This is a genomic window from Inquilinus sp. OTU3971 (genome assembly GCF_038440215.1).
Window position 1 is genome coordinate 1 of sequence record NZ_JASATH010000049.1, and the last position, 22,961, is coordinate 22,961.

General features: G+C 71.0%; 18 protein-coding genes. 8 read left to right on the plus strand and 10 right to left on the minus strand.

What is annotated here, in order from left to right; translation table 11 throughout:
- Nucleotides 1-220: 220 nt before the first annotated feature.
- The 7 genes from AAHM41_RS14595 to AAHM41_RS14625 form a co-directional block, all read right to left on the minus strand.
- Nucleotides 221-1,969, minus strand: a complete 1,749-nt coding sequence (locus tag AAHM41_RS14595) for a M14 family zinc carboxypeptidase (protein WP_342237279.1) — start codon at nt 1,967-1,969, stop codon at nt 221-223.
- Between the two features lie 2 nt (nt 1,970-1,971).
- The gene (locus AAHM41_RS14600; RefSeq protein ID WP_342237280.1) at nt 1,972-2,823 is read right to left on the minus strand and encodes an ABC transporter permease; all 852 of its coding nucleotides are present in this window, start codon (nt 2,821-2,823) and stop codon (nt 1,972-1,974) included.
- Between the two features lie 3 nt (nt 2,824-2,826).
- Nucleotides 2,827-3,750, minus strand: a complete 924-nt coding sequence (locus AAHM41_RS14605; protein WP_342237281.1) for an ABC transporter permease — start codon at nt 3,748-3,750, stop codon at nt 2,827-2,829.
- Between the two features lie 223 nt (nt 3,751-3,973).
- Nucleotides 3,974-5,503: an ABC transporter substrate-binding protein gene (locus AAHM41_RS14610; protein ID WP_342237282.1), complete on the minus strand. Its 1,530-nt coding sequence runs from the start codon at nt 5,501-5,503 to the stop codon at nt 3,974-3,976.
- Between the two features lie 32 nt (nt 5,504-5,535).
- Nucleotides 5,536-7,416 carry an ABC transporter ATP-binding protein gene (locus AAHM41_RS14615; RefSeq protein WP_342237283.1) on the minus strand — a complete coding sequence of 627 codons (1,881 nt, stop codon included), beginning with the start codon at nt 7,414-7,416 and terminating at the stop codon, nt 5,536-5,538.
- Nucleotides 7,413-7,997: a winged helix DNA-binding protein gene (locus tag AAHM41_RS14620; protein ID WP_342237284.1), complete on the minus strand. Its 585-nt coding sequence runs from the start codon at nt 7,995-7,997 to the stop codon at nt 7,413-7,415. The genes AAHM41_RS14615 and AAHM41_RS14620 overlap by 4 nt, the downstream gene beginning before the upstream one ends.
- Before the next feature lie 113 nt (nt 7,998-8,110).
- Nucleotides 8,111-8,728: a TetR/AcrR family transcriptional regulator gene (locus tag AAHM41_RS14625; protein ID WP_342237285.1), complete on the minus strand. Its 618-nt coding sequence runs from the start codon at nt 8,726-8,728 to the stop codon at nt 8,111-8,113.
- Nucleotides 8,729-8,829: 101 nt separating this feature from the next.
- Here AAHM41_RS14625 and AAHM41_RS14630 point away from each other — a divergent pair, with 101 nt between their 5' ends.
- On the plus strand, nt 8,830-9,570 hold the full coding sequence (locus tag AAHM41_RS14630) for an SDR family NAD(P)-dependent oxidoreductase (protein ID WP_342237286.1): 741 nt from the start codon (nt 8,830-8,832) through the stop codon (nt 9,568-9,570).
- 63 nt (nt 9,571-9,633) lie between these two features.
- On the opposite strand, the gene AAHM41_RS14635 is transcribed toward AAHM41_RS14630, so the two are convergent.
- The 3 genes from AAHM41_RS14635 to AAHM41_RS14645 form a co-directional block, all read right to left on the minus strand.
- Nucleotides 9,634-9,819 (minus strand): hypothetical protein, encoded by a 186-nt coding sequence (locus AAHM41_RS14635; RefSeq protein WP_342237287.1) that lies wholly within the window; start codon nt 9,817-9,819, stop codon nt 9,634-9,636.
- Between the two features lie 402 nt (nt 9,820-10,221).
- Nucleotides 10,222-10,584 carry an SPW repeat protein gene (locus AAHM41_RS14640; protein ID WP_342237288.1) on the minus strand — a complete coding sequence of 121 codons (363 nt, stop codon included), beginning with the start codon at nt 10,582-10,584 and terminating at the stop codon, nt 10,222-10,224.
- A gap of 124 nt (nt 10,585-10,708) precedes the next feature.
- A complete protein-coding gene (locus AAHM41_RS14645) occupies nt 10,709-11,911 on the minus strand; it encodes a multidrug effflux MFS transporter (protein WP_342237289.1) in 1,203 nt (400 codons plus the stop codon).
- 156 nt (nt 11,912-12,067) lie between these two features.
- Here AAHM41_RS14645 and AAHM41_RS14650 point away from each other — a divergent pair, with 156 nt between their 5' ends.
- From AAHM41_RS14650 to AAHM41_RS14680, 7 genes are all read left to right on the plus strand, one after another.
- On the plus strand, nt 12,068-12,760 hold the full coding sequence (locus AAHM41_RS14650; RefSeq protein WP_342237290.1) for a TetR/AcrR family transcriptional regulator: 693 nt from the start codon (nt 12,068-12,070) through the stop codon (nt 12,758-12,760).
- 117 nt (nt 12,761-12,877) lie between these two features.
- Nucleotides 12,878-13,990 carry an NADH:flavin oxidoreductase/NADH oxidase gene (locus tag AAHM41_RS14655; protein WP_342237291.1) on the plus strand — a complete coding sequence of 371 codons (1,113 nt, stop codon included), beginning with the start codon at nt 12,878-12,880 and terminating at the stop codon, nt 13,988-13,990.
- A 14-nt stretch (nt 13,991-14,004) separates the two neighbouring features.
- Complete coding sequence (locus AAHM41_RS14660) at nt 14,005-16,341, plus strand: penicillin acylase family protein (protein ID WP_342237292.1); 2,337 nt, start codon at nt 14,005-14,007, stop codon at nt 16,339-16,341.
- Nucleotides 16,342-16,815: 474 nt separating this feature from the next.
- Nucleotides 16,816-17,664 (plus strand): FAD binding domain-containing protein, encoded by an 849-nt coding sequence (locus tag AAHM41_RS14665; protein ID WP_342237293.1) that lies wholly within the window; start codon nt 16,816-16,818, stop codon nt 17,662-17,664.
- 1 nt (nt 17,665) lies between these two features.
- Nucleotides 17,666-20,422, plus strand: a complete 2,757-nt coding sequence (locus AAHM41_RS14670) for a molybdopterin-dependent oxidoreductase (RefSeq protein WP_342237294.1) — start codon at nt 17,666-17,668, stop codon at nt 20,420-20,422.
- Nucleotide 20,423: 1 nt separating this feature from the next.
- Nucleotides 20,424-21,908, plus strand: coding sequence for a 6-hydroxynicotinate reductase (locus tag AAHM41_RS14675; RefSeq protein WP_342237295.1), 1,485 nt, complete (start codon nt 20,424-20,426; stop codon nt 21,906-21,908).
- Nucleotides 21,909-21,915: 7 nt separating this feature from the next.
- Nucleotides 21,916-22,959, plus strand: a complete 1,044-nt coding sequence (locus AAHM41_RS14680) for a UPF0280 family protein (RefSeq protein WP_342237296.1) — start codon at nt 21,916-21,918, stop codon at nt 22,957-22,959.
- Nucleotides 22,960-22,961: the final 2 nt, after the last annotated feature.

Genomic DNA, 22,961 nt, shown 5'->3' on the forward strand with positions numbered 1-22,961 from the left:
GGGGGCTGGGGGCGGGGTCTGCGCGCGTCCGCGCGCGAATGGGCAGAGGACTGAACTCCCCCCGCGCTGGTCTGCAGCAGTCCAGACAGGGTCGAGCCGAAAGAGCCCCCTCCCCCTACCCCCTCCCGCAAGGGGAGGGGGAGAGTGGAAAGCACAGGTCGGTTCAGATGATCGACTCGCAGGGAGGAGAGGCCGCACGACCTAAGCCGCCTAGCGGGCCTTACGCCACCACCCCCGCATGATGCTCCACCGCCGCCAGCACCGTCTCCATCTGCACCTGGTGGCCCAGGGCGAAGCGGTCGCCGTAGATGGTCTCGTCCGGGTATTCGGTGATCAGGGTCAGCGGCGGCACATGGCGCTCGTCGGGGCCGATCAGGCAGGGGATGCCGTTGATCACGGTGAAGGGCCCGGCCCCGGCATGGGCGCCATAGGCGGCAAGCTGTGTCCGATTCAGCTCCAGCAGCGGCTCGATCCGGGCCAGGCGGCGGGAGATCGCCTCGATCAGCGCCCTCCCCGGCTCCTCCCAACCCGGATGGTGGCGCAGGATCAGGAAGAAGCCCTTCGGGATGGTCCACATCTCGAAGCCGCGCGGCAGGTAGCCGGTGAAGGGCCGGGTCCATTCATGCGCCGGATAGCCGTGCAGGTTGACATGCAGCTGCGCCCCGGTGCGCGCGATCGCCTCGCTGCGCGCCGCGCGCTCGTAGAGCCCGTCGCCGGTCCGGTACTCCAGGTCGTCGCCCAGCGCGGTGTAGCGCGCGGCATGGTGCATGTGCCGCGGATTGTCCCGGCACAGCCGCTGGTGCAGGGCGTAGCCGTCCGGGTTCTCCAGCGGGATCAGCGCAAGGTGCGTCTCCGGATCCTGCAGCAGCACCCGCGCGGCGCGCAGGGCGCCGACCACGCCGGTGGTCTCGTTGGCGTGCTGGCCGCCGGTGACCACCACGGCCGGGCGCGCCCCCGGCCGGATCAGCCCCGGTACCGCCCTGCCCTGCCGCGACCGCGCCAGGATCGGCTGGCCGCCGAGTTCCGCCAGCGCGCGATGCACCTGGCCGATCGACAGCGGCGCCTCGGCCGTCTCCAGCGGCTGCTCCGGCCAGTCGCCGGCCTCGTCGGCGAGGTCGACGCCAAGATCGCTGAACGGCACGGTCTCGACCCGCACCCGGGGCGCGCCGGCCCGGATCTCCGGCACGATCTGGCCCGGCTGCAGCCTGCGGTCGCCGAGCGGGCGGGCGGAATGGCGCTGGAACAGCTCGAGCAGCGTGAAGTAGAGGTCCTCGTGCAGCGCCTCGTGCAGGCTGACGGCCTCCTCGTGGAACGGCAGCACCCGCTCGATCGCCGGCGCCTCGACCGCGATCGACAGACGCTCGAAATAGGGCTCGTCGCTGCCCCAGGGATGGGCCTGGACGGTCTCGACCGCGGCGCGGAACAGGCCTTCGACCTCGGTCTCCAGCCGCTCGTCCCGGTCCGGCTGGCCGTCGGGCCGGCCGGTGATACGCAGCCAGCCGGTTGGCGACAGGCTGGCGGCGCCGAGATGATCGAGGCCGAGATGGTTCGGGGCGAACACCTCCGTCATCGCGGTGCGGCCGTCGCGCCAGGTCAGGGCCACGCGGTAGCGCAACGTCTCGTCGCCCGGCTCGAAGCGCAGCTCGACCCCGTCCAGCAGCGCCTTCAGCGGATAGGCTTCGAGCAGGAAGCGGTCGGGCACCGCGGCGGGATGGACCGGGTAGCGGATGACGGCCGAGGCCAGACCCTCGATCTCGATCTCCTCCAGGACGGCGTGCAGCAGCGGCTTGTAGGCGCTGCGCAGCCGGGCCGAGACGCCGGCCGTGGCCAGCGCCGTCTCGGCCTCGCGGCGCGCCGCCTCGTCCTCGAACAGCCAGGCCTCCACCGCCGCGCCCTGGTGGCCGTCGGACAGGTCGCGCAGCAGGGCGTCGAGGGTCCGCGGCGCCTCGCGGTCCAGGAGAAGGGTCATGATCAGAGCTTTCCGGTCGGGTCGAGGACGTCGCGCAGCCAGTCGCCCAGGAGGTTCAGGCCGAGCACGGTGAGCATGATGGCGAGGCCGGGGAAGACGCTGATCCACCAGGCGGTCTGCACATAGGTGCGGCCGTCGGCCAGCATGCCGCCCCAGCTGGGGATCAGCGGGTCGACGCCGAGGCCGAGGAAGGTCAGGCTGCTCTCCAGCAGGATGTTGTTGGCCACGTTCAGCGTCATCAGGATGACGATCGGCCCCAGCACGTTGGGCAGCAGGTGGTCGAGGATGATGCGGTGGTCGCGCACGCCGATCGCCGCGGCGGCCTGCACGAATTCCCGCTCGCGCAGCGACAGCACCGAGCCGCGCACGAGGCGGGCGTACTGCACCCATTGCGAGATCACCATGAAGAAGATCAGCCGGTCGAGACCGCCGCCGAGGATGGCGATGAAGGTCAGCGCGATCAGGATGAAGGGCAGCGCCTGCTGCACGTCGGCGCAGCGCATCAGCACCAGGTCCCAGATCCCGCGATAGTAGCCGGCGATCAGGCCGGCCAGCGTGCCCAGCACCACGGCCCCGGCCACCGAGGCGAAGCCGACGGTCAGCGAGATGCCGCCGCCGGTCACCACCCGGGCCAGCACGTCGCGGCCGACCGGGTCGGTGCCGAGCGGATGCGCCCAGGAGTGGAACGGCGGCAGCAGCCGGGCGGTCAGGTCGAACCCCTCCCCGCCGTCCGGGAACAGCAGGCCGGCGCATAGCACCGCCAGCACCATGATGCCGGTCAGCACAGCGCCGAGGATGAACTCGAGGTTGCGCAGGCGGCGCGACCAGGGCCGGCGGTCTTCGATCACGGCCATCGGCTACTCGGTGCGGATGCGCGGATCGACCAGCCCATAGGCGATGTCGACCGCGAGGTTGATGACGACGATCAGGATCGCCAGCACCGTGATCACCGCCTGCAGCACCGGATAGTCGCGCGCGGCGATGGCGTCGAAGGCCAGCGATCCCATGCCGGGCCAGGCGAAGACCTGCTCGACCACCACGATGCCGCCGACCAGCCCGCCGAACTGCAGCCCGATATAGGTGATCAGCGGGATGGCGCAGTTGCGCAGCGCGTGCTTGTACAGCACCACCCGCTCGCGCAGGCCCTTGCTGCGGGCGACCATGACGTATTGCGCCGACAGCGTCTCCAGCATCGCGGTGCGCACCAGCCGGACATTGGTCGCGGTCAGGATGATCGCCATGGTGGCGGCCGGCATCACCAGGCTGGCGGAGCCCTCCATCCCGCTCGGCGGCAGCCAGCCCAGCGCGATGGAGAACACCAGCACCATCATCATGGCGAGCCAGAAGTTCGGGAAGGACAGCCCGACCAGCGACAGGATGCGGATCCCCTGGTCGACCGCCCGGCCCTTGTGCACGGCGGCATGGATGCCGAGCGGGATCGACAGGGCGATCGAGGCGAAGAGCGAGACGAAGGCCAGCAGCAGCGTCGCCGGCAGCGCCCGGCCGACCAGCAGGGTGACGGGGGTGTTGCCGAGGAAGCTGCGGCCGAGATCCCCGGTCAACAGGCCCTGCAGGAATCCGAGATACTGGACCAGGAACGGCCGGTCGAGGCCGAGGGCGATGCGGATCCGCTGCAAATCCTCCTCGGTCACGCTGCCGGCGCCCTGGGCCAGCATGACCGCCGGATCGCCGGTCAGCCGGATCGCCCAGGAGACCAGCAGCGTCACCACCAGCACCACGAACACCGCGAGCGCCACCCGCCTGGCGACGAAGCCGATCATGGGTGGGCCCGCCGCAGCAGAACTGAGTCCCCCCTCCCCTCGCGGGAGGGGGCTAGGGGGAGGGGGTTGTCGATCGAAGGGAACCGGGGTGCGGTCGTCCAGGCCGGATTGCGCAAGCAACTCGCGGCGACGGCTCTGGCGGAATGAACCCCCTCCCCCTGCCCCCCTCCCGCAGTGGGAGGGGGGACTAAGAGAGAGAGCCGCTCCGTAGAAGCTCCGCCGATCATTCGACGGTCGCGTCGACGAAGCGCATCCGCTCGTCGGAGGGCAACTGCGCGTTCTGCACGCGCTTGCTGACGCCGTAGATGGTGTTCTGGTTGTACAGCGGCAGCTCCATCGCCTTGTCGGCGACGTAGCCGGCGACCTGCTGCAGCGTCTTCTCGCGCTCGGCCGGGTCGTAGGTCTTGCGCTGCGCCTCCAGCATCGCGTCGAGCTCGGGGATGCTGTCGTACGGGTTCCACTTCTCGCCGGTGTGGTACATCAGATAGGCGGTGTTGTCGTAGTCGAAGGTCCAGCCGCCCCAGCCCTCCTGGAACAGCGCGCCGGTCTTGCCGTTCGGCACGATGTCGTTGAGGAAGACATTGCTCTCATAGGGCTTCAGCGTCGCCTTGAAGCCGACCATCTGGAGGTAGCCGGCGACCGCCTGCAGCACCTCGCGCAGGGTGGCATTGTCGCCGCGGAAGTCGAGCTGCAGCGGCGTGCCCGGCCGCACCCCGGCCTGCGCCAGCAGCGCCTTGGCGCCGGCCGGGTCGAAGGGCAGCGGCTTCAGCTCGGGCGGATAGCCGAAGGACAGGCGGCTCTGGAAGCTGACGATCGGCTCGGCCTGGCCGGCCAGCACGGTCTTGACGATGGTGTCGCGGTCGACCGCCATGATGATCGCCTTGCGCACCGCCTCCTTTGCGGTCAGCGGGTCCTTGGTGTTGAAGCGCATGGCGTAGACGGTCGGGCCTGGCAGGCTGACGATCTGCAGCTTCGAATCCTGCTCGATCACCGGCACCTGGGCGACCTCGACCTGGGTCGCGACGTCGACGCGGCCGGCCTGCAGCTCGGCCACCCGGGTCGAGGATTCGGCGATGAAGCGGTAGACCAGCTTGTCGATCTTCGGCGCCCCGCCCCAGTAGTTGGGATTGGCCTCGAGCGTCAGGCTGACCTTCGGCTCGTAGGACACGACCTTGAACGGGCCGGTGCCGATCGGCGCGCTGTTGAAGGCGTCGTCGCCCTTCTCGGCGATGGTTTTCGGCGGCACGATCATGGCGCCGTAGCCGGCCAGCTTGGTCAGCAGCACCGGGTCGGGCCGCTTCATCACGAAATCGACCGTGTGGTCGTCGACCACCGCGACATGGTCGATCGAGTTGTAGTTCGATTGCTGCGGCCCCTTGGCGCCCTCGGCGCCGAGCAGCCGGTCGAAGGTGAACTTCACCGCGGCGGCGTCGAAGGCCTCGCCGTTCTGGAAGGTCACGCCCTCGCGCAGATGGAAGCGGATGCGGTTGGCGTCGTCCAGGAACTCCCAGCTCGTCGCCAGGCCGGGCACCAGCTTGAGATCGGGCCCGCGCATCACCAGCCCGTCGAAGATCTGGCTGCCGACCGAGCCCCAGGCGACCAGGAAGGTGTCGATCGGGTCCCAACTGCCGGGGTCCTGCCGCAGCGCGACGGTCAGCGTCCCCGCCGCCTGGGCCTGGGACGCCGCGGCCGGCAGCAGCGCCGCCGCCAGGGCCAGTCCGAGAGCGTGCTTGCCGATGGTTCCTTTGAGCATCATCGCCTTCCCTGTTCTGTTGTGATGGCGGCTCATGCCTCGACCGCCGCGAAATGGTTGGGCCCGACCGGACGCAGCCGGTGGATCGCCGGCTCGTCGCCGACCGCGCGCACCGGGCTGGGGATCTCGCCCTCCAGCGCCGGGCGGTTGCCCGCGCGCTCCGGATCGGCCACCGGCACCGCCGCCAGCAGCCGCTTCGTGTATGGATGGCGCGGCGTCTCGAACACCGCCCGGCGTGGCCCGATCTCGACGATCTGGCCGAGATACATCACCGCGACCCGATGGCTGATCTTCTCCACCACCGCCATGTCGTGGGTGATGAACAGATAGGACAAGCGCTGCCGCGCCTGCAGCTCCATCAAGAGGTCGACGATCTGGGCCTGGATCGAGACGTCGAGGGCGGAGACGGATTCGTCAGCGATGATCAGCTTCGGGTCGCTGGCCAGGGCCCGGGCGATGCAGATGCGCTGACGCTGGCCGCCGCTGAACTCATGCGGGTAGCGGCCGGCCCGGGCCGCCGGCAGGCCGACGCGCTCCAGCAGCTCATGCACCCGCCGGGTCACTGCCGTGCGGCCTTCCGCCAGCCGGTGGGTGACGATCGGCTCGGCGATCGAGAAACCGACCTTCTTGCGCGGATCGAGCGCGGCGAAGGGGTCCTGGAACACGTACTGGATCTTCTGGCGCAGCCGCCGCCGCTCCACCGCGCCCATCGCCAGCACGTCCTGCCCCTCGAAGCGGATCGAACCGGAGGTCGGCGCCACCAGCTGCTGCAGGGTCTTGCCGATGGTCGACTTGCCGCTGCCGGATTCCCCGACCAGCGCCAGAGTCTCGCCGGGATAGACCTCGAAGCTGACCTCCTCCACCGCATGGACCCGGTGGGTGACGCGGCCGAGCATGGTCTTCTTCACGTCGAAGCGGGTGGTCAGCCGGTCGACCGACAGCAGCGGCGCCGAAGGGTCGGCGGTGTCCTGCACCCGGGTCTCGCCGACGCTGCGCGGCGTGTCGCCGTCCAGCACGATCAGCGGAATCCGCTTTGGCAAATCCTCGCCGGCCAGGCTGCCGAGCCGCGGCACCGCCGACAGCAGCGCCCTTGTGTAGGGGTGCTGCGGCGCCCGGAAGATCTCGCGCACCGGCGCCTGCTCGACCCTGCGGCCGCGCCACATCACCAGCACCTCGTCCGCCATCTCCGCCACCACGCCCATGTCGTGGGTGATGAACAGCACGGCCATGCCGAGGTCGCGCTGCAGCTCGCGGATCAGGGTCAGGATCTGGGCCTGGATGGTGACGTCCAGCGCCGTCGTCGGCTCGTCCGCGATCAGCAGGCGCGGCCGGCAGCACAGCGCCATGGCGATCATCACCCGCTGGCGCATGCCGCCCGACAGCTGGTGCGGGTAGCGGCCCAGCATCGTCCCGGCATCCGGCAGCCGCACCCGGCGCAGCAGCGCCTCCGCCTCCCGCCGTGCCTCACGCAGGCTCAGCCGCTGGTGCAGCACCAGCGCCTCGACGATCTGGTTGCCGATGGTGAAGACCGGGTTCAGCGACGTCATCGGCTCCTGGAAGATCATCGCGATGTCGTTGCCGCGGATCGCGCGCAGCCGGTCCTCCGGCGCCTGCACCAGGTCGATCGGCGCCCCGCTTTCCGGCCGGAACCGGATCGAGCCGCCGGTGATGGCGCCGCCGACATGCCGGACCAGCCGCATCACCGACAGCGCCGTGACCGATTTTCCCGAGCCGGATTCGCCGACGATGGCCAGCGTCCGGCCCGGGGCGAGATCGAAGCCGAGCGACTGCACCGCGGCGAAGGGACCCGTGGGTGTGTCGAAGGTGACCGTGAGGCCGCGGACCGACAGCAGGGCGCCGTCTGCCACCGCGTCGGAATGCGGCGCGTCGAGCGTCTCGACGGCGCCGGTCACAGCGTCGTCGCCGCGCGGGCGGCCTGCTCGTAGGAGCCGGACAAGGCGCGCAGCTGGGCGCCGATCTGCGACAGCACCTCCTCCGCCGGGCCGGTCGAGGTGGTGGCCCGGACCAGGAGGCGCTCGCGGATCTCGGCGTAGCGGTCGCAGGCGGCGCGGCCGGCGTCGGTGATGCGGATCAGCTTCTCCTTGCCGGCCCGGCCGGTGGCGACCAGCCCGGCGGTCGCCAGCTTGCGGATGGCATAGGTGGCGACATGGGTGTCCTGGATGTCGAGGACGAGGCAGAGATCGGCCAGGGTCTTGGCCCGGTCGCGGTGCCGCACCGAATGCAGGATCAGCACCTCCATCGCCGACAGGCCCGGCACCCCGGCCGCGGCCATGCAGCGGACCATCCAGCGCGAGAAGGCGTGGGAGGCGAGGATCAGGCCGAATTCGAGTTCGGACAGGGCCGGCGAGGCGCCGGCGGCGAGATGGGCCGAGGACACGATGGCGCCGACGCCGCGCGGCCTGCGGCCGCCGACGCCGCGCGGCCTGCGGCCATTGCCGGCGGGGGTGCCCCCCGTCGTTCCGTCTCGCACCATGCCACCCTGTCCGGAGCTGATTTGAAGACAAATTGTCGACATATCGTCGACGTCCTGTCAATCGCGGATCGTCGCGAAAACGGGCGGTGTCCGGAGGGTGCGGGAGCCCAGCTTCAGGCAGCCGGGCGCGGCGCTATCAGCACATCCCAGCCGGTCATGGCGCTGTCGACCACGGACTGCAGCGCCGGGCAGCCGGCGCCGTTGCGCGCCTGGATGGTCAGCCCGTTGAGCACGGTGGCGAAATAGGCGGCGATGGCCTGGGTGTCGGCGCCTGCCGGCACATCGCCCTCGGCCACGCCGCGGTCCAGCCGCGCCTTGATCTGCGCCACCGACCGGCGCCCGGCCGCCTGCAGATAGTCGCGCACCTCCGGGCTGGCCGGGATGCCGACGGCCGAGGCCAGCACGATCATGCAGCCGGGCGGCCGGTCCGGCGCGGTGTAGGCCACCGCGTTCTCGCGCAGCATCGCCTCGATCCCCGCCCGCGCCGTCGACCCCTCCTGCAGCGATCGGGAGGCCGAGCCGCCCTCGCCCGACTCGTAGAGCTCGAGCGCCTCGCGGAACAGCGCCTCCTTGCAGCCGAAGGCGGCATAGAGGCTGGGCGAGTTGATGCCCATCGCGGCGGTGAGGTCGGCCATCGACGCGCCGTCATAGCCGCGCGCCCAGAACACCTCCATCGCCCGGTGCAGGGCGGCGGCCCGATCGAAGCTGCGGGGACGGCCCCGTTCGGCCATTGCGGATCCTTTCTGTGTCAAGCAATACATAAATCACTGGACAGCGGCCGGCAAGCTGGATATAGATTTTTGTATCGATCAACACATAAATGGAGATCCCCATGTCCGGACTGTCCGGAAAGGTCGCGCTGGTCACCGGCGGCAGCCGCGGCATCGGCGCCGCGATCGCGGAGCGGCTGGCGCAGGACGGCGCCGATGTGGCGCTGACCTATTCCGCCTCGCCCGACAAGGCGCAGGCCGTGGTCCGGCGGATCGAGGCCATCGGCCGGCGCGGCCTGGCGATCGCCGCCGACGCCACGGACGGCAAGGCGGTGCAGGCGGCGGTGGAGCGGGCGGTGGCCGAGCTCGGGCGGATCGACATCCTGGTCAACAATGCCGGGGTCTTCCCCTACGGCCCGTTCGAGGAGGTCGGCGAGGACGAGCTGGACCGCACCCTGGCGATCCATGTCCGCTCCAGCTTCCTGGCGGCGCAGGCGGCAGCCAAGCATCTGGGCCAGGGCGGGCGGATCATCTCGATCGGGTCCTGCCTCGCCGACTATGCCGGCGCACCGAACATGACGCTCTACGTCATGACCAAGGCGGCGCTGACCGGGCTGACCCGCGGCCTGGCCCGGGATCTCGGCCCGCGCGGCATCACCGCCAACATCATCCATCCCGGCCCGACCGACACCGACATGAACCCGGCGGACGGGCCCGGCGCGGACGGGCAGCGCCAAGGCATCGCCCTCGGCCACTACGGCGAGGCCGCGGATATCGCTGCGATGGTTGCCCATCTGGCCGGCGAAGGCGGTCGCTGGGTGACCGGCGCATCGATCGCCGTGGATGGAGGCGTGAACGCGTAGGTCGGAATCGAAAAGACCCGCTGCCTTGCGGCAGCGGGTCTCAGGGTGACCAGCCCCCACGCATCAGGCGCGGGCTCGCAGGGTGTGATGCCAATCCCACAGCGTACAGGCCGACATGGCCACTGCCAGCGCGCCGAAAACGACACGCGTCCACGCGGCAGCCATCCAGGGAGAGACCAGCACGGAGACCGCCAGGACCAGATCGACCCAGTCCCGCGGCCTCGTGCCTTTCATCGTCGCAGCAGCCACGACCAACCTCCTGTTGTGAAGATCAACCAAGCCACAAAGCTTCGCGCCATTGCGCGGAGTCAGTAATAATTAATGCGTATTCGGCTCAAATTGCAATTAATCCATAAGTTGAGCGACGCCGACTATTCGGCCGGAACCTGGACCGCGGCGGGCGGATCGTCTCGATCGGACCTGCCTCGCCGACTGACCGAGACGGCGCTGATCGGGCTGACCCGCGGCCTGGCGCGGGATCTACGCCCGCGGGGTCGACCATGACCCTCTCCGTCATGGTCGACCATCTGGCCGGCAAGGGCGGGCGCCGGGTGACAGGGGCGTCGATCGCCGTCGACGGCGGCCCCAACGCCTGACGAAAAAGGCCCGCTGTCTCACGGCAGCGGGCCTCACAGGCTATGGCCTCATGCCTCAGGCATGAGCATGCGGGGTGTGACGCCAGTCCCACAGCGCCCAGGCCGACAGGGCCACCGCCAGCACGCCAAGGACCACATGGGTCCACATGGCGTTGATGCTGGCGGCGAAGCCGAGCGCCCAGGGGGCGACGATCAGCCAGACGCCGAGAACCAGGTTCACCCACTCCTCCCATTCGGCGAAGGCCGAGAGCGTCGCGATCGCAACCAGGCCGATCAGCACGGCCACGATCCAGGCGTTCCAGGTGGGCACGGTCTCGCCCACGAAGCCAACCACCCAGGGAGAGATGAACAAGACGACCGCCAAGACCAGATTGGCCCAGTCCTGCGGCTTCCTGTCTTCCGTCGTTGCAGCAGCCATGACCAACCTCCACATGTGAAGATCAACCGAGCCACAACGCTTCGCGCGACTGCGCGGAGTCCCTCATGATCTGGTTTCGTTCGCTCCGGATTTCAAGGAGTCGGCAAGTCACGGATGCCGCCGGCTATTCCGCCGGCACCTCGGCCGGCCGGCGGCGGCCCAGCGTCGCCTGGGCCAGCACGAAGGCGATGGCGGCGCATGCGGTGATGCCCGCCACCATCGGCAGCGAGGTGCCGTCGAAGAACGGTCCGACCACCGCGATCACCACGGCGCCGGTGACGAATTGCAGCGTGCCCATCAGGGCGGAGGCGGTGCCGGCGACGGCGCCGTGCTCCTCCAGCGCCAGCACCGAGGTGGTCGGGATGACGAGGCCGAGGAAGCCGTAGCCGACGAACAGCAGCGCCGCCAGCACCTCCAGCCGGTCGACCCCGGCCAAAGTGACGGCCAGCAGCAGCACCATGGCGGCGGCGTAGCCGGTGACCGCAACCCGGACGATCCGGCCGAAGCCGAAGCGCGCGGCCAGCCAGGCGGTGCATTGCGACACGCCGATGAAGGACACGGCGTTGATCGAGAAGAACACGCTGTAGAGCCGCGGCGACAGGCCGTAATGCTCGATCAGCACGAAGGAGGAATTGGCGAGATAGGCGAAGAAGCTGGCGATGCCGAAGGCGCCGATGAAGGTGAGGCCCAGGAACTTCCGGTCGGTCAGCAGCGACCGGTAGGCCGACAGCGCGCCGGCGATGCTGCTCTCCACCCGGTGGTGCCGCGGCCGGGTCTCGGAGAGGCACAGCGCCAGCAGCAGGATGCCGAGCGCGGCGAGGACCGTCACCACCCAGAACACGCCACGCCAGCCCGCCGCCTCGATCACGAAGCTGCCGGCCAAGGGCGCCAGGATCGGCGAGACGCTGAACACCAGCATCAGGAGCGACATCAGCCGCGCCGCCTCGGTCCCGGTGTGTAGGTCGCGCACCACGGCGCGCGGGATCACCATGCCGGCGCAGGCGCCGAGCCCCTGGACGAAGCGGAAGGCGATTAGCGTCTCGATGTCCGGCGCGAACACGCAGCCGATGCTGCCGGCGAGGAACACGGCCAGGCCGACATAGAGCGGCAGCTTGCGCCCGAACATGTCGGAGAGCGGCCCGAACACCAGCTGGCCGACGCCGAGCGAGATGAAGAACGCCATCAGGCTGGCCTGCACCGCCTCGGTGCCGGCCCCGAGGCTGCGGCCGATCTCCGGCAGCGCCGGCAGGTACATGTCGATCGCGAACGGCCCCATGGCGGTGAGCAGGCCGAGCACGATCGCGTAGCGCAGCAGCGACGAGGACATGAGCGGTCTTCCGGAATCGGAGGCCGGCGGACGGAGGTGGTCCGGGCGGATGATGAAAGCGAGCCGCGCATCGCCTCTGCGGGCGATCGCTGCGACTCCCTGTCCAAAACTTTGGACAGTATTGTCCAAATCGTCAAGCCCCTTTATGGTGAGGGCATGCAGGAGTCGGAACAGATCGGGCGGCCGGTGCCGCCCCGGCGCGGCCAGGTTGCCAAGCACGCCTCGGTGCTGGACGCGGCGGCGGCGGTGTTCTGCCGCGACGGATTCGCCGGCGCCAGCATCGACCTGATCGCGGCCGAGGCCGGCGTGTCGCGCCAGACCATCTACAACCATCACGGCGACAAGGAGGCGCTGTTCGTCGCCGTGGTGCGGGAGATGACGGAGCGCTGCAATGCCGGCCTGTTCTCGACCCTGACCACCTTCCCCGACCGGCCCCTGGACCTGGAGGCGGAGATGACCGCCTTCGCGGGGCGGCTGGTGCGCAACTGCCTGTACAACCGCGACGGCGGGGCGCTGCGCAAGCTGATCCAGTCGGAGGGCGAGCGCTACCCGGCGCTGTTCGCCGCCTGGCGCGAGCACGGGCCGGGCACCGCCTGGGCCGCGATCGCCGCCCGCTTCGCCAGGCTGGCCCATGCCGGATATCTGCGGATCGAGGATCCGGACCTGGCCGCGCGCCAGTTCCTGGCCCTGATCCACGCCGATTTCCACATCTCCCACATGCTCGGCACCAGGCCGGCGGAGGCCGAGATCGATGTCGGGGTCGCGAATGCCGTGCGCACCTTCCTGCGCGCCTTCGGCCCGGCCGCCCCGCCGCCGCCCGCCCTGGCGCAGCGGGCCCGCCCGAACTGACCGCGATCCCGTCGGATCTGCCCTGCGCCGATGGCTGGTGCGGATCGAAAGATCTGACATAACATCTCGTCCGACGCCGTCGAACTTCGCGCCCCGCAACCGATCGAGCGATCCCCCATGTCCGCTCTCTTCTCCCCGCTTGCCCTCGGCCCGGTCTCGCTGCCCAACCGGATCGTGGTGGCCCCGATGTGCCAGTATTCGGCCGATGACGGCAGCGCCACCGACTGGCACCTGCAGCACTGGATGACCCTCGCCATGTCCGGCGCCGCGCTGGTGGTGGTGGAGGCGACCGGCGTCGAGCGCCGCGGCCGCATCACCCATGGCTGCCTGGGCCTCTATTCCGACGCCAATGGGCGGTCGATCGCCCGCGCCTTGGCCGCGGCCCGCGCCGTCGCCCTGCCCGGCACCCGCTTCGGCATCCAGCTGGCCCATGCCGGCCGCAAGGCCTCGGCCCAGCGCCCCTGGGAGGGCGGCCGCGCCCTGGCCCCCGACCAGGATCCCTGGCCGACCGTCGGCCCCTCCGCCCTGCCCTTCGATTCCGGCTGGCACACGCCCGAGGCGCTGGACGAGGCCGGGCTGGAGCGGGTGAAGGCCGCCTTCGTCGCCGCGGCCGAGCGCGCGGTGCGGCTGGGCTTCGACGCCATCGAGCTGCACATGGCCCATGGCTATCTGCTGCACAGCTTCCTGTCGCCGCTGTCGAACCGGCGCGACGACCGCTGGGGCGGCGACGCCGAACGGCGGCGCGCCTTCCCGCTGGCGGTGGCTCGCGCGGTTCGCGACGCGGTGCCGGCCGGCATCGCTCTGGGTGTCCGCGTCAGCGCCTCGGAATGGGTCGACGGCGGCTTCGGCGTCGAGGAGGCCACGGTCCTCGCGACCGAGCTGAAGGCGATCGGCTTCGACTTCATCTGTGCCAGCTCCGGCGGCAACGCCGCGCATGCGCGCATCCCGACCGGCCCCGGCTACCAGGTGCCGCTGGCCCGCGAGATCCGGCAGCAGAGCGGGCTGACCACCCGCGCCGTCGGCCTGATCGTCGACCCGCACCAGGCGGAGGACATCGTCGCCCGCGGCGATGCCGACCAGGTGGCGCTGGCCCGCGCCGTGCTGGACGATCCGCGTTGGGGCTGGCATGCCGCCGAGGTGTTGGGCGCCGAGCTGACCCTGCCGCCGCAATATGCCCGGGCCGGCGTCAAGACCTGGCCGGGCCGCAAGCTGCTGCAGGCCGCGGAATAAGCGAGAGGTCCGGAATGACCGACACCATCGCCGTTCCGGGCCTGACCGCCCCGGCCGAAATCCTGGTCGACCGCTGGGGCATCCCGCATCTGACCGCGGCCAGCCTGGACGACCTTTTCTTCCTGCAGGGCTTCAACGCCGCCCGCGACCGGCTGTGGCAGATCGACCTGTGGCGCAAGCGCGGCCTGGGCCTGCTGGCCGCCGATTTCGGCCCAGGCTACCTGGCCCAGGACATCGCCAGCCGGCACTTCCTCTACCGCGGCGACATGGCGGCGGAATGGACCGCCTATGCCGAGGATGCGGAGGCGATCTGCACCCGCTTCGCCGCCGGCATCAACGCCTATGTCGGGCTGACCGAGCGCGAGCCGGAGCGGCTGCCGCAGGAGTTCCGGCTGTTCGGCACCCGGCCGGCACGCTGGCAGCCGGAGGATGTCGTCCGCATCCGCAGCCACGGCCTGACCCGCAACGCGCTGTCGGAGCTGGCGCGCGCCCATGTGCTGGCCGGGGCCGACGCCGCCACCGACCGGCTGCGCAAGTCGGTCGAGCCGCCGGTCGAGGTCGGGCCGGTGCCGGGCTTCGACCCCGAGGCGGTGCCGCCGGACGCGCTGCTTCTGTTCCGCCTGGCGATGGCGCCGGTGACCTTCCCGCCGGACCGGCTGAAAGCGACGCTGGACGAGGCGCATCTGTGGCGGGTGGCCACCGATCTCGGCGAGGTGCTGCGGGCCGAGGCACATGAGGGATCCAACAACTGGGCGGTGCATGGCAGCCGCACCGAGACCGGCCGGCCGATCCTGGCCACCGACCCGCACCGCACCCATACCGTGCCGTCGCTGCGCTACCTGGTGCACCTGACCGCGCCCGGCTTCGACGCGATCGGCGCCGGCGAGCCGAGCGTCCCCGGCATCATGATGGGCCACAACGGCACCGTCGCCTTCAGCCTGACCATCTTCGGCGCCGACCAGGAGGACGTGTACCTCTACGAGACCAGGCCAAGCGACCCCGACTCCTATCGCTACGGCGAGGGCTGGGAGCGGATGCGGAAAGTCGAGGAACGCTTCGCGGTCAAGGGCGCGCCGGAGCAGACGCGGACCCTGCGCTTCACCCGGCACGGGCCCGTGGTCCATGCCGACCCGGCCCGGTGCAGCGCCGTGGCGGTGCGGTCGGTGTGGTTCGAGCCGGGCTCGGCCGCCTATCTCGCCAGCCTGTCCGGCATGCGCAGCCGCACTCTGGCCGAGTTCCGGGCGGCGATGCGGCGCTGGGGCACGCCCTCGGTGAACCAGGTCTATGCCGACACCTCGGGCATCATCGCCTGGCTGCCGGCTGGCCATGTGCCGCGGCGGCCGAACTGGCGCGGCCTGGCGCCGGTGCCGGGCGACGGCAGCCATGAATGGGACGGCATGATGGATCCGGCGCTGATGCCGGCGCTGGTGAATCCTCCCGGAGGCTTCGTCGCCACCGCCAACGAGTTGAACCTGCCGCCGGACTGGCCGCATGACGAGCGGCCGGTGGGGTTCGAATGGCTGGAGGACAGCCGGGCCGTGCGCATCCGCGAGGTGCTGGCCGGCCAGGACCGCCACAGCCTCGCCGACTCCCGGGCGCTGCAGGCCGACACGGCGTCGGTGCCGGCACGGCGGATGCAGCGGCTGCTGGCGCCGCTCGAGGCACAGGAGGCAGCGCGCGGGCTGGAGTTGCTGCACGGCTGGGACGCCCGGCTCGACGCCGGTTCCCCCGCCGCGGCGCTGTTCGAGCTGTGGTGGACGAAGCACCTGAAGCCGGCGCTGTTCACCAGGCTGGTGCCCGACCCGGCGATCCGCCGGCTGCTGGCGCCGGGCGACGTCGCCGGCATCCTGGCGGCGCTGGAGATGCCGGATGCCCGCTTCGGCGCCGACCCCACCGCCGCGCGCGACGCGCTGCTGATCGAGACTTTGGGCGAAGCCGTGCGCGACGCAACACGCCGCCTGGACGGTGACCCGTCGGTCTGGCGCTGGGGCGATTTGCACCATGGCTATTTCGAGCATCCGGCCAGCGCGGTGGCGCCCGACCGCCGGGCCGAGCTCGATATCGGCCCGCTGCCCAAGGGCGGCAGCGGCTCCACCGTGATGCACGCTGCCTACCGTCCGGACGATTTCCGGGTCACCCACGGCGCCTCGGTCCGCATCGTCATGGATGTCGGCGACTGGGACCGCAGCACCTGCATCAACGCGCCCGGCCAGTCCGGCGACCCGCGCTCTTCGCACTACCGCGATCTGGCCCCGTTGTGGGCCCGCGGCGAGCAGGTGCCGCTGCTCTACAGCCGCGCGGCGGTGGAAGACGCGGCGGAGCAGCGGATCAAGCTGGTGCCGCAGCCGTAGGTTGGGTTCGCGGCAACGTGAACCCAACAGTATCTCGGGCATCGCTGTGTTGGGTTCGCTGCGCGAACCCAACCTACGTCTGACTGTTGTTGGTATAGTCAGGGCGAACCAGGCTGCAGATCCCCAACATCACAAAGGCCATCGGCATCGTCATGAAGAAAGCGATGGAGCATCACGAAGCCGAGACACCCATGCAGACAGCCGACCGCTTGCGCCGGAAGTGCGGTGTTAACCTCAGTGAGACGACACGCCGGCCTCTGCCGAAGGCGGCCTTCGACGAGATGTGGGAGAGCACTGCTCCCGACAACCTATCCGATCTTGTTCGCTAAGAGAGCGATCCGGCCTGGTCCTCCCCCTCGTCGATCCCGCCTTGACAGCCCTGCCGGCGCGGATGAAGATCGTTTGTATACGAACGAAATATCCGCCGGAGAACGGCGGGTTGTCGGAACAGGATCAGGCCAGGGAGTTTCCCTCATGTATCTCCGGCCAGGCACGCTGGATGAGGCGGTGGCAGCGCTTGCGGCGCCGGGCGGCCGCATCCTGGCGGGCGGAACGGACATCTTTCCGGCGGCGGGAGACCGGCCGCTGGCCGGGCCGATCATCGACATCTCGCGGCTGGCGGAACTGGACGGCATCGTCCTCGGCGACGACCGCATCCGCATCGGCGCCCGCACCAGTTGGAGCACCATCATCGCCGCCCCGCTGCCGCGCTGCTTCGACGCGCTGAAGGCGGCGGCCCGTGAGGTCGGATCGGTGCAGATCCAGAATCTGGGCACCATCGCCGGCAATCTGTGCAACGCCTCCCCCGCCGCCGACGGAGTGCCGCCGCTGCTGGCGCTGGACGCCGCGGTGGAGCTGCGGTCCCGCGCCGGCACCCGCACCCTGCCCCTGCCCGACTTCATCTCCGGCAACCGCCGCACCGCCCGGCGCGACGACGAGATCGTCACCGCGGTCACCGTGCCGCGGACGATCGATGCCGGTGCCTCGGCCTTCCTCAAGCTCGGCGCCCGCCGCTATCTCGTGATCTCGATCGCCATGGTGGCGGCGGTGGTCGCGGCCGATGCCGATGGCCGGGTTGTAGAGGCGCGGATCGCCGTCGGCTCCTGCTCCGCCGTCGCGCAACGGCTGACGGCGCTGGAGCGGGATCTGGTCGGCGCCCCGGCGCGGCCCGGCCTCGGCGCGCTGGCCCGGTCGGAGCATCTGGCGCCGCTGTCGCCGATCGGCGATGTCCGCGCCAGCGCCGCCTACCGCCTGGATGCGGCCCTGACCCTGGTGCGCCGCGCGCTCGACGCCTGCGCCCGCGGCGCCGCGGCGGAGATCTGAGATGCTGGATGCCCGCCCCGTGCTCGGCTTCACCCTGAACGGCCGCCCGGTGCAGGTGCCGGCCGACCCCGCCGGCCGGCTGACCCGGCTGCTGCGCGACGATCTGGGGCTGACCGGCACCAAGGTCGGCTGCGACGCCGGCGATTGCGGCGCCTGCACCGTGCTACTGGACGACGCCCCGGTCTGCGGCTGCCTGGTCGCGTCCGGCCAGGTCGAGGGCCGCCGGGTCACCACCATCGAGGGGCTGCCGGCGCAGTCGCCGACGGCGTCGCGGCTGCAATCCGCCTTCCTGCGCCATGGCGCCGCCCAGTGCGGCATCTGCACCCCGGGCATGCTGGTGGCCGCCGCCGCCCTGCTGGACCGGACTCCGGAGCCCAGCGAGGCCGAAGTGATGGACGCGATCGGCGGCGTGCTGTGCCGCTGCACCGGCTATCGCAAGATCGTCGCCGCCATCCTGGACGCTCGGACCGAGCCCGCAGCGGCCGAGGCGCCGGCGGCCGGCCGTGCCGTCGGGGCCCGGATCGACCGGCTGGACGGCCGCCGCAAGGTCGAGGGACGCGACGTGTTCGGCGCCGACGAGACCCCGTCCGGCGCCTTGTCGCTGCGCGCCATTCGCAGCCCGCATCACCGCGCCCGCTTCGCCTTCGGCGACATCGACGGCTTCGTCGCCGCCCATCCCGGCATCGTGCGCGTGTTCACCGCGAGGGACGTGCCGGGTGAGAACCGCTTCGGCGTGATCGGTCCCTTCGCCGACCAGCCGGCCTTCGCCGAAGCCGAGACCCGGTTCCGCGGCGAGGCGGTGGCGGCGGTGGCCGGCGAGAGCTGGGCGATCGAGTCGCTCGACCTGTCGGAGTTCCCGGTGACCTGGGAGCCCCTGCCGGCCCACACCACCATCGACGCCGCGCTGACACCGGGCGCCGACTTGGTCCATGCCGACCGCGCCGGCAACATCCTGGTGCGCGGCCGGGTTGTGCGCGGCGATGCCGAGGCGGCGCTGGAAACGGCGGACGTGGTGGTCGAGGGCGAGTTCGAGACCGGCTTCGTCGAGCACGCCTATATCGAGCCCGAGGCCGGCTTCGCCCGCCGGGTCGGCGACCGGATCGAGATCCAGGCCTGCACCCAGGCGCCCTATATGGACCGCGACGACGTCGCCAGGATCCTCGGCATCCCGCCCGAGGCGGTGCGCATCATCCCGACCGCGGTCGGCGGCGGCTTCGGCTCCAAGCTCGACCTGTCGATCCAGCCCTTCATCGCGATCGCGGCCTGGCATCTGAAGCGGCCGGTGCGGATGGTCTATTCCCGCAGCGAATCGATCATGACCACGACCAAGCGCCACCCCTCGCGAATCCGCGCCCAGGTCGGCGCCACCAGGGACGGCAAGCTCGTGGCGATGGACTTCGCCGGCGACTTCAACACCGGCGCCTATTCCTCCTGGGGCCCGACCGTGGCCAACCGGGTGCCGGTGCACGCCTCCGGCCCCTATTACGTGCCGCATTACCGGGCCCTGACCCGCGCCGTGCACACCCATCTGGTGCCGGCCGGGGCCTTCCGCGGCTTCGGCGTGCCCCAGGCCGGGGTGGCGCAGGAACAGCTTTACGACGAGCTGGCCGACCGGCTGGGGATCGACCGGCTGGAGTTCCGCATCGCCAACGCCCTGCGCCCCGACCAGCCGACCGTGACCGGCCAGGTGCTGGGCGAGGGCACCGGCATTCGCGCCTGCCTGGAATCGCTGCGGCCGCATTGGCGCCGGGCGCAGGACGAGGCCGCCGCCTTCAACAAGTCCGCCACCGGCCCGCTGCGCCGCGGCGCCGGCGTCGCCGGCATGTGGTATGGCTGCGGCAACACCTCGCTGCCCAACCCGTCGACCATCCGCATCGGGCTGAAGCCGGACGGGCGGATCGCGCTGCACCAGGGCGCGGTCGATATCGGCCAGGGCTCCAACACCGTCGTCACCCAGATCTGCGCCGACGCGCTGGGCGCGCCGATCGACCGCTTCGACCTGGTCTCGGCCGACACCGACCTGACGCCGGACTGCGGCAAGACCTCGGCCTCGCGCCAGACCTTCGTCACCGGCAAGGCGGCGGAGCTGGCGGGCCGCGACCTGCGCCGCGCATTGCTGCGCCTGGCCAATGCCGGCGAGGGTGCCGCCATCGCCTTCGCCGATGGCCGGGTGACCGTGACCGAGGGCGAGCACGCCCGCAGCCTGGATCTCGCCGCGCTGCCGCAGGACGAGCGTGGCTATGTGCTTGCGGCGGAGGCCACCTTCGACCCGCCGACCAGCCCGCTGGACGCGGACGGCCAGGGCGTGCCCTACGCCGTCTACGGCTTCGGCGCGCATATGGCGGAGATCGAAGTCGACACCGAGCTCGGCACCGTCCGCGTGCTGAAGATCACCGCTGCGCACGACGTCGGCCGCGCGATCAACCCGACCCTGGTCGAGGGCCAGATCGAGGGCGGCGCCGCCCAGGGGCTGGGCCTGGCGCTGATGGAGGAGTTCCATCCCGGCCGCGGCGAGAACCTGCACGACTACCTGATCCCCTCGGCCGGCGACATGCCGCCGGTGGAATCGATCCTGATCGAGGATGCCGCCCCGGTCGGCCCCTTCGGCGCCAAGGGCATCGGCGAGCAGGCGCTGATCCCGACCGCGCCCGCCATCCTGAACGCCATCCACGACGCCACCGGCGCGCGCATCCGCCGGGTGCCGGCGACGCCGGACCGCATCCGCGCCGCGATCCTGGCGGCCGGGCAGAAAGACTGACATGTCCCAGCCCACGGAAAAGACCGAGGACGGCCGCATCCGCTGCGATGCCTGCCCGGTGATGTGCTACATCAAGCCCGGCGCCGCCGGAGCCTGCGACCGCTATGCCAACCATGACGGCATACTGGTCCGGGTCGACCCGCATGTGGTGCTGGACCGCACCCTGGCGCAGGGCGGCAGCGTGGTGCCGTTCAGCCGGACCGCGGATTGGGACGGCAAGCTGGTGCGCGGGCCGGAGACCTTCGTCACCGCGATCGGCGCCGGCACCACCTATCCGGACTACAAGCCCGCGCCCTTCATCGTCTCGGCCGAGGTCGACGGGGTCGACATGGTCACGGTGGTGACCGAAGGCATCTTCAGCTATTGCGGCGTCAAGGTGAAGGTCGACACCGACCGCCATCTCGGGCCGGAGCGCAGCCTGGTGCGGGCCCAGGGCGAGCCGGTCGGCCATGTCACCACCGGCGAGTACGGGTCGCAGATGCTGTCGCTGGGCGGCGTGCACCACCTGACCGGCGGCAGCAAGAAGGAGGGCCGCGTCACCTGCGACACCCTCTTGGAGCTGAGCAACGGCCGCGCCGTCGAGCTGACCATCGACGACGGCGCCACCGTGATCGTGCAGGCCGGCCGGCCGCCGATCGTCAACGGCGCGGCCGAGGAGCGGATGCGGGTCGGCTGCGGCTCGGCCACCATCGGCATGTTCGCCAAGCAGTGGCACGGCAAGGTCGACGAGGTGGTGGTGGTCGACGACCACATTACCGGCGTGCTGTCGGAGCATCAGGCCGGCAAGCTGCTGGGCATCCCCGAGACCGGCATCCACATGAAGGGCCGCCGCTCCACCCCCGGGCGCTACTTCCAGGTGGCGCAGCCCGGCACCGGCTGGGGCGGCACCGACATCTCCGACCCGCTGTCGATCCTAGGCCCGTTTAACCCCAAGGCGGCCCGGCCCGGCCTGACCATGCTGATGGTCAGCACCACCGGCGAGCATTTCGCCTATTACGAGCTGGACGACGAGCTGAAGCCCGTGCAGCAGGAGCTGCCGGCGGCGCTGCAGCAGTCGATCGCGCGGATCGAGGAGAATTGCGAGCCGGCGCTGTGCACCGTGCTGTTCATGGGCGGGGCCGGCGGCTCGCTGCGCTCCGGCGTCACCGAGAACCCGGTGCGGCTGACCCGCTCGGTGAAGCAGGCGCTGACCTACGTCACCTGCGGCGGCGCCCCGGTCTATGTCTGGCCCGGCGGGGGGATCACCTTCATGGTCGACGTCACCCGGGTGCCGGAGAACGCCTTCGGCTATGTTCCCACCCCGGCCCTGGTGGCGCCGATCGAGTTCACCCTGCGCCTGTCCGACTACGAGGCGCTGGAGGGGCATATGGACCATGTCCGCCCGATCTCCTCGCTCGGCGTCGACATGGCGCGGCGGCAGGTGCCGGGACACCGCGACAACCCCTGGCCCTTCGCGCCCGAAGGCGCGAAGCGGTCGCACGGCTGAGGCCCCGATGGCCCGCCTGCCGCAGATCGCGCTGTTGCCCGACAGGCGGCGCCTGCATCTGCAGGACGGGCCGATCGACCTGATCGTCGAGGCGAGCGGGACGGCGGAAGCGGTGCGGGCGGCCTACGCGGCGGCGGCGCGGCGTTTCACCGGCCTGCTGGACGAGTTGTGCGACGAGCTCGCTCTGCTGCGCTCGCCGGCCCGGCCGGACCGCTGCTCGCTGCAGGGCCCGGTCGCCCGCCGCATGCATGACGCGGTGGCGCCCTACGCCGCCGAGACCTTCATCACCCCGATGGCGGCGGTGGCCGGGGCCGTGGCCGAGGCGGTGCTGGCGGCGATGACCGCGGCGGCGCCCTTGGCCCGCGCCTATGTCAACAATGGCGGCGACATCGCCCTGCACCTGGCGCCGGGGCAGAGCTTCACCATCGGCCTGGTCGACCGGCCGGATTGCCTTGACCGAGGCCGGCCGGGCCTGTTCGGCACCACGGTGCTGGCGGCCGGGGACGGGATCCGCGGCATCGCCACCAGCGGCTGGCGCGGCCGCAGCTTCTCGCTCGGCATCGCCGATGCCGTCACTATCCTGGCCGTCGGCGCCGCCGATGCCGATGCCGCCGCCACGATGGTGGCCAATGCCGTCGACCTGCCCGGCCATCCCGCCATCGCCCGCGTCCCGGCAAGCGAGCTGCTGCCCGACAGCGACCTGGGCGACCGCCCGGTAACCCGCGGCGTCGGCCCGCTGGCCCTGGCCGAGATCGCCGCCGCCCTGGCCGCCGGCGCGGCCGCAGCTGAGACCCTGATCGCCCGCGGCCTGATCCGCGCCGCCGCCTTGCATCTGGCCGGCGAGACGCGGACCGTGGGGTTGGACGCAAACGAGTCCCCCCTCCCCTCGCGGGAGGGGGCTAGGGGGAGGGGGTTGTCGATCGAAGAGATCCGGCAGGACGACATAGAGGCAACTCCCGCACCCGCCCTGGTAGACCGTTCCACCGTCACGAACCCCCTCCCCCCCTCCCGCAAGGGGAGGGGGGACAATGAAAACAAGCAAAGAGCCTGATC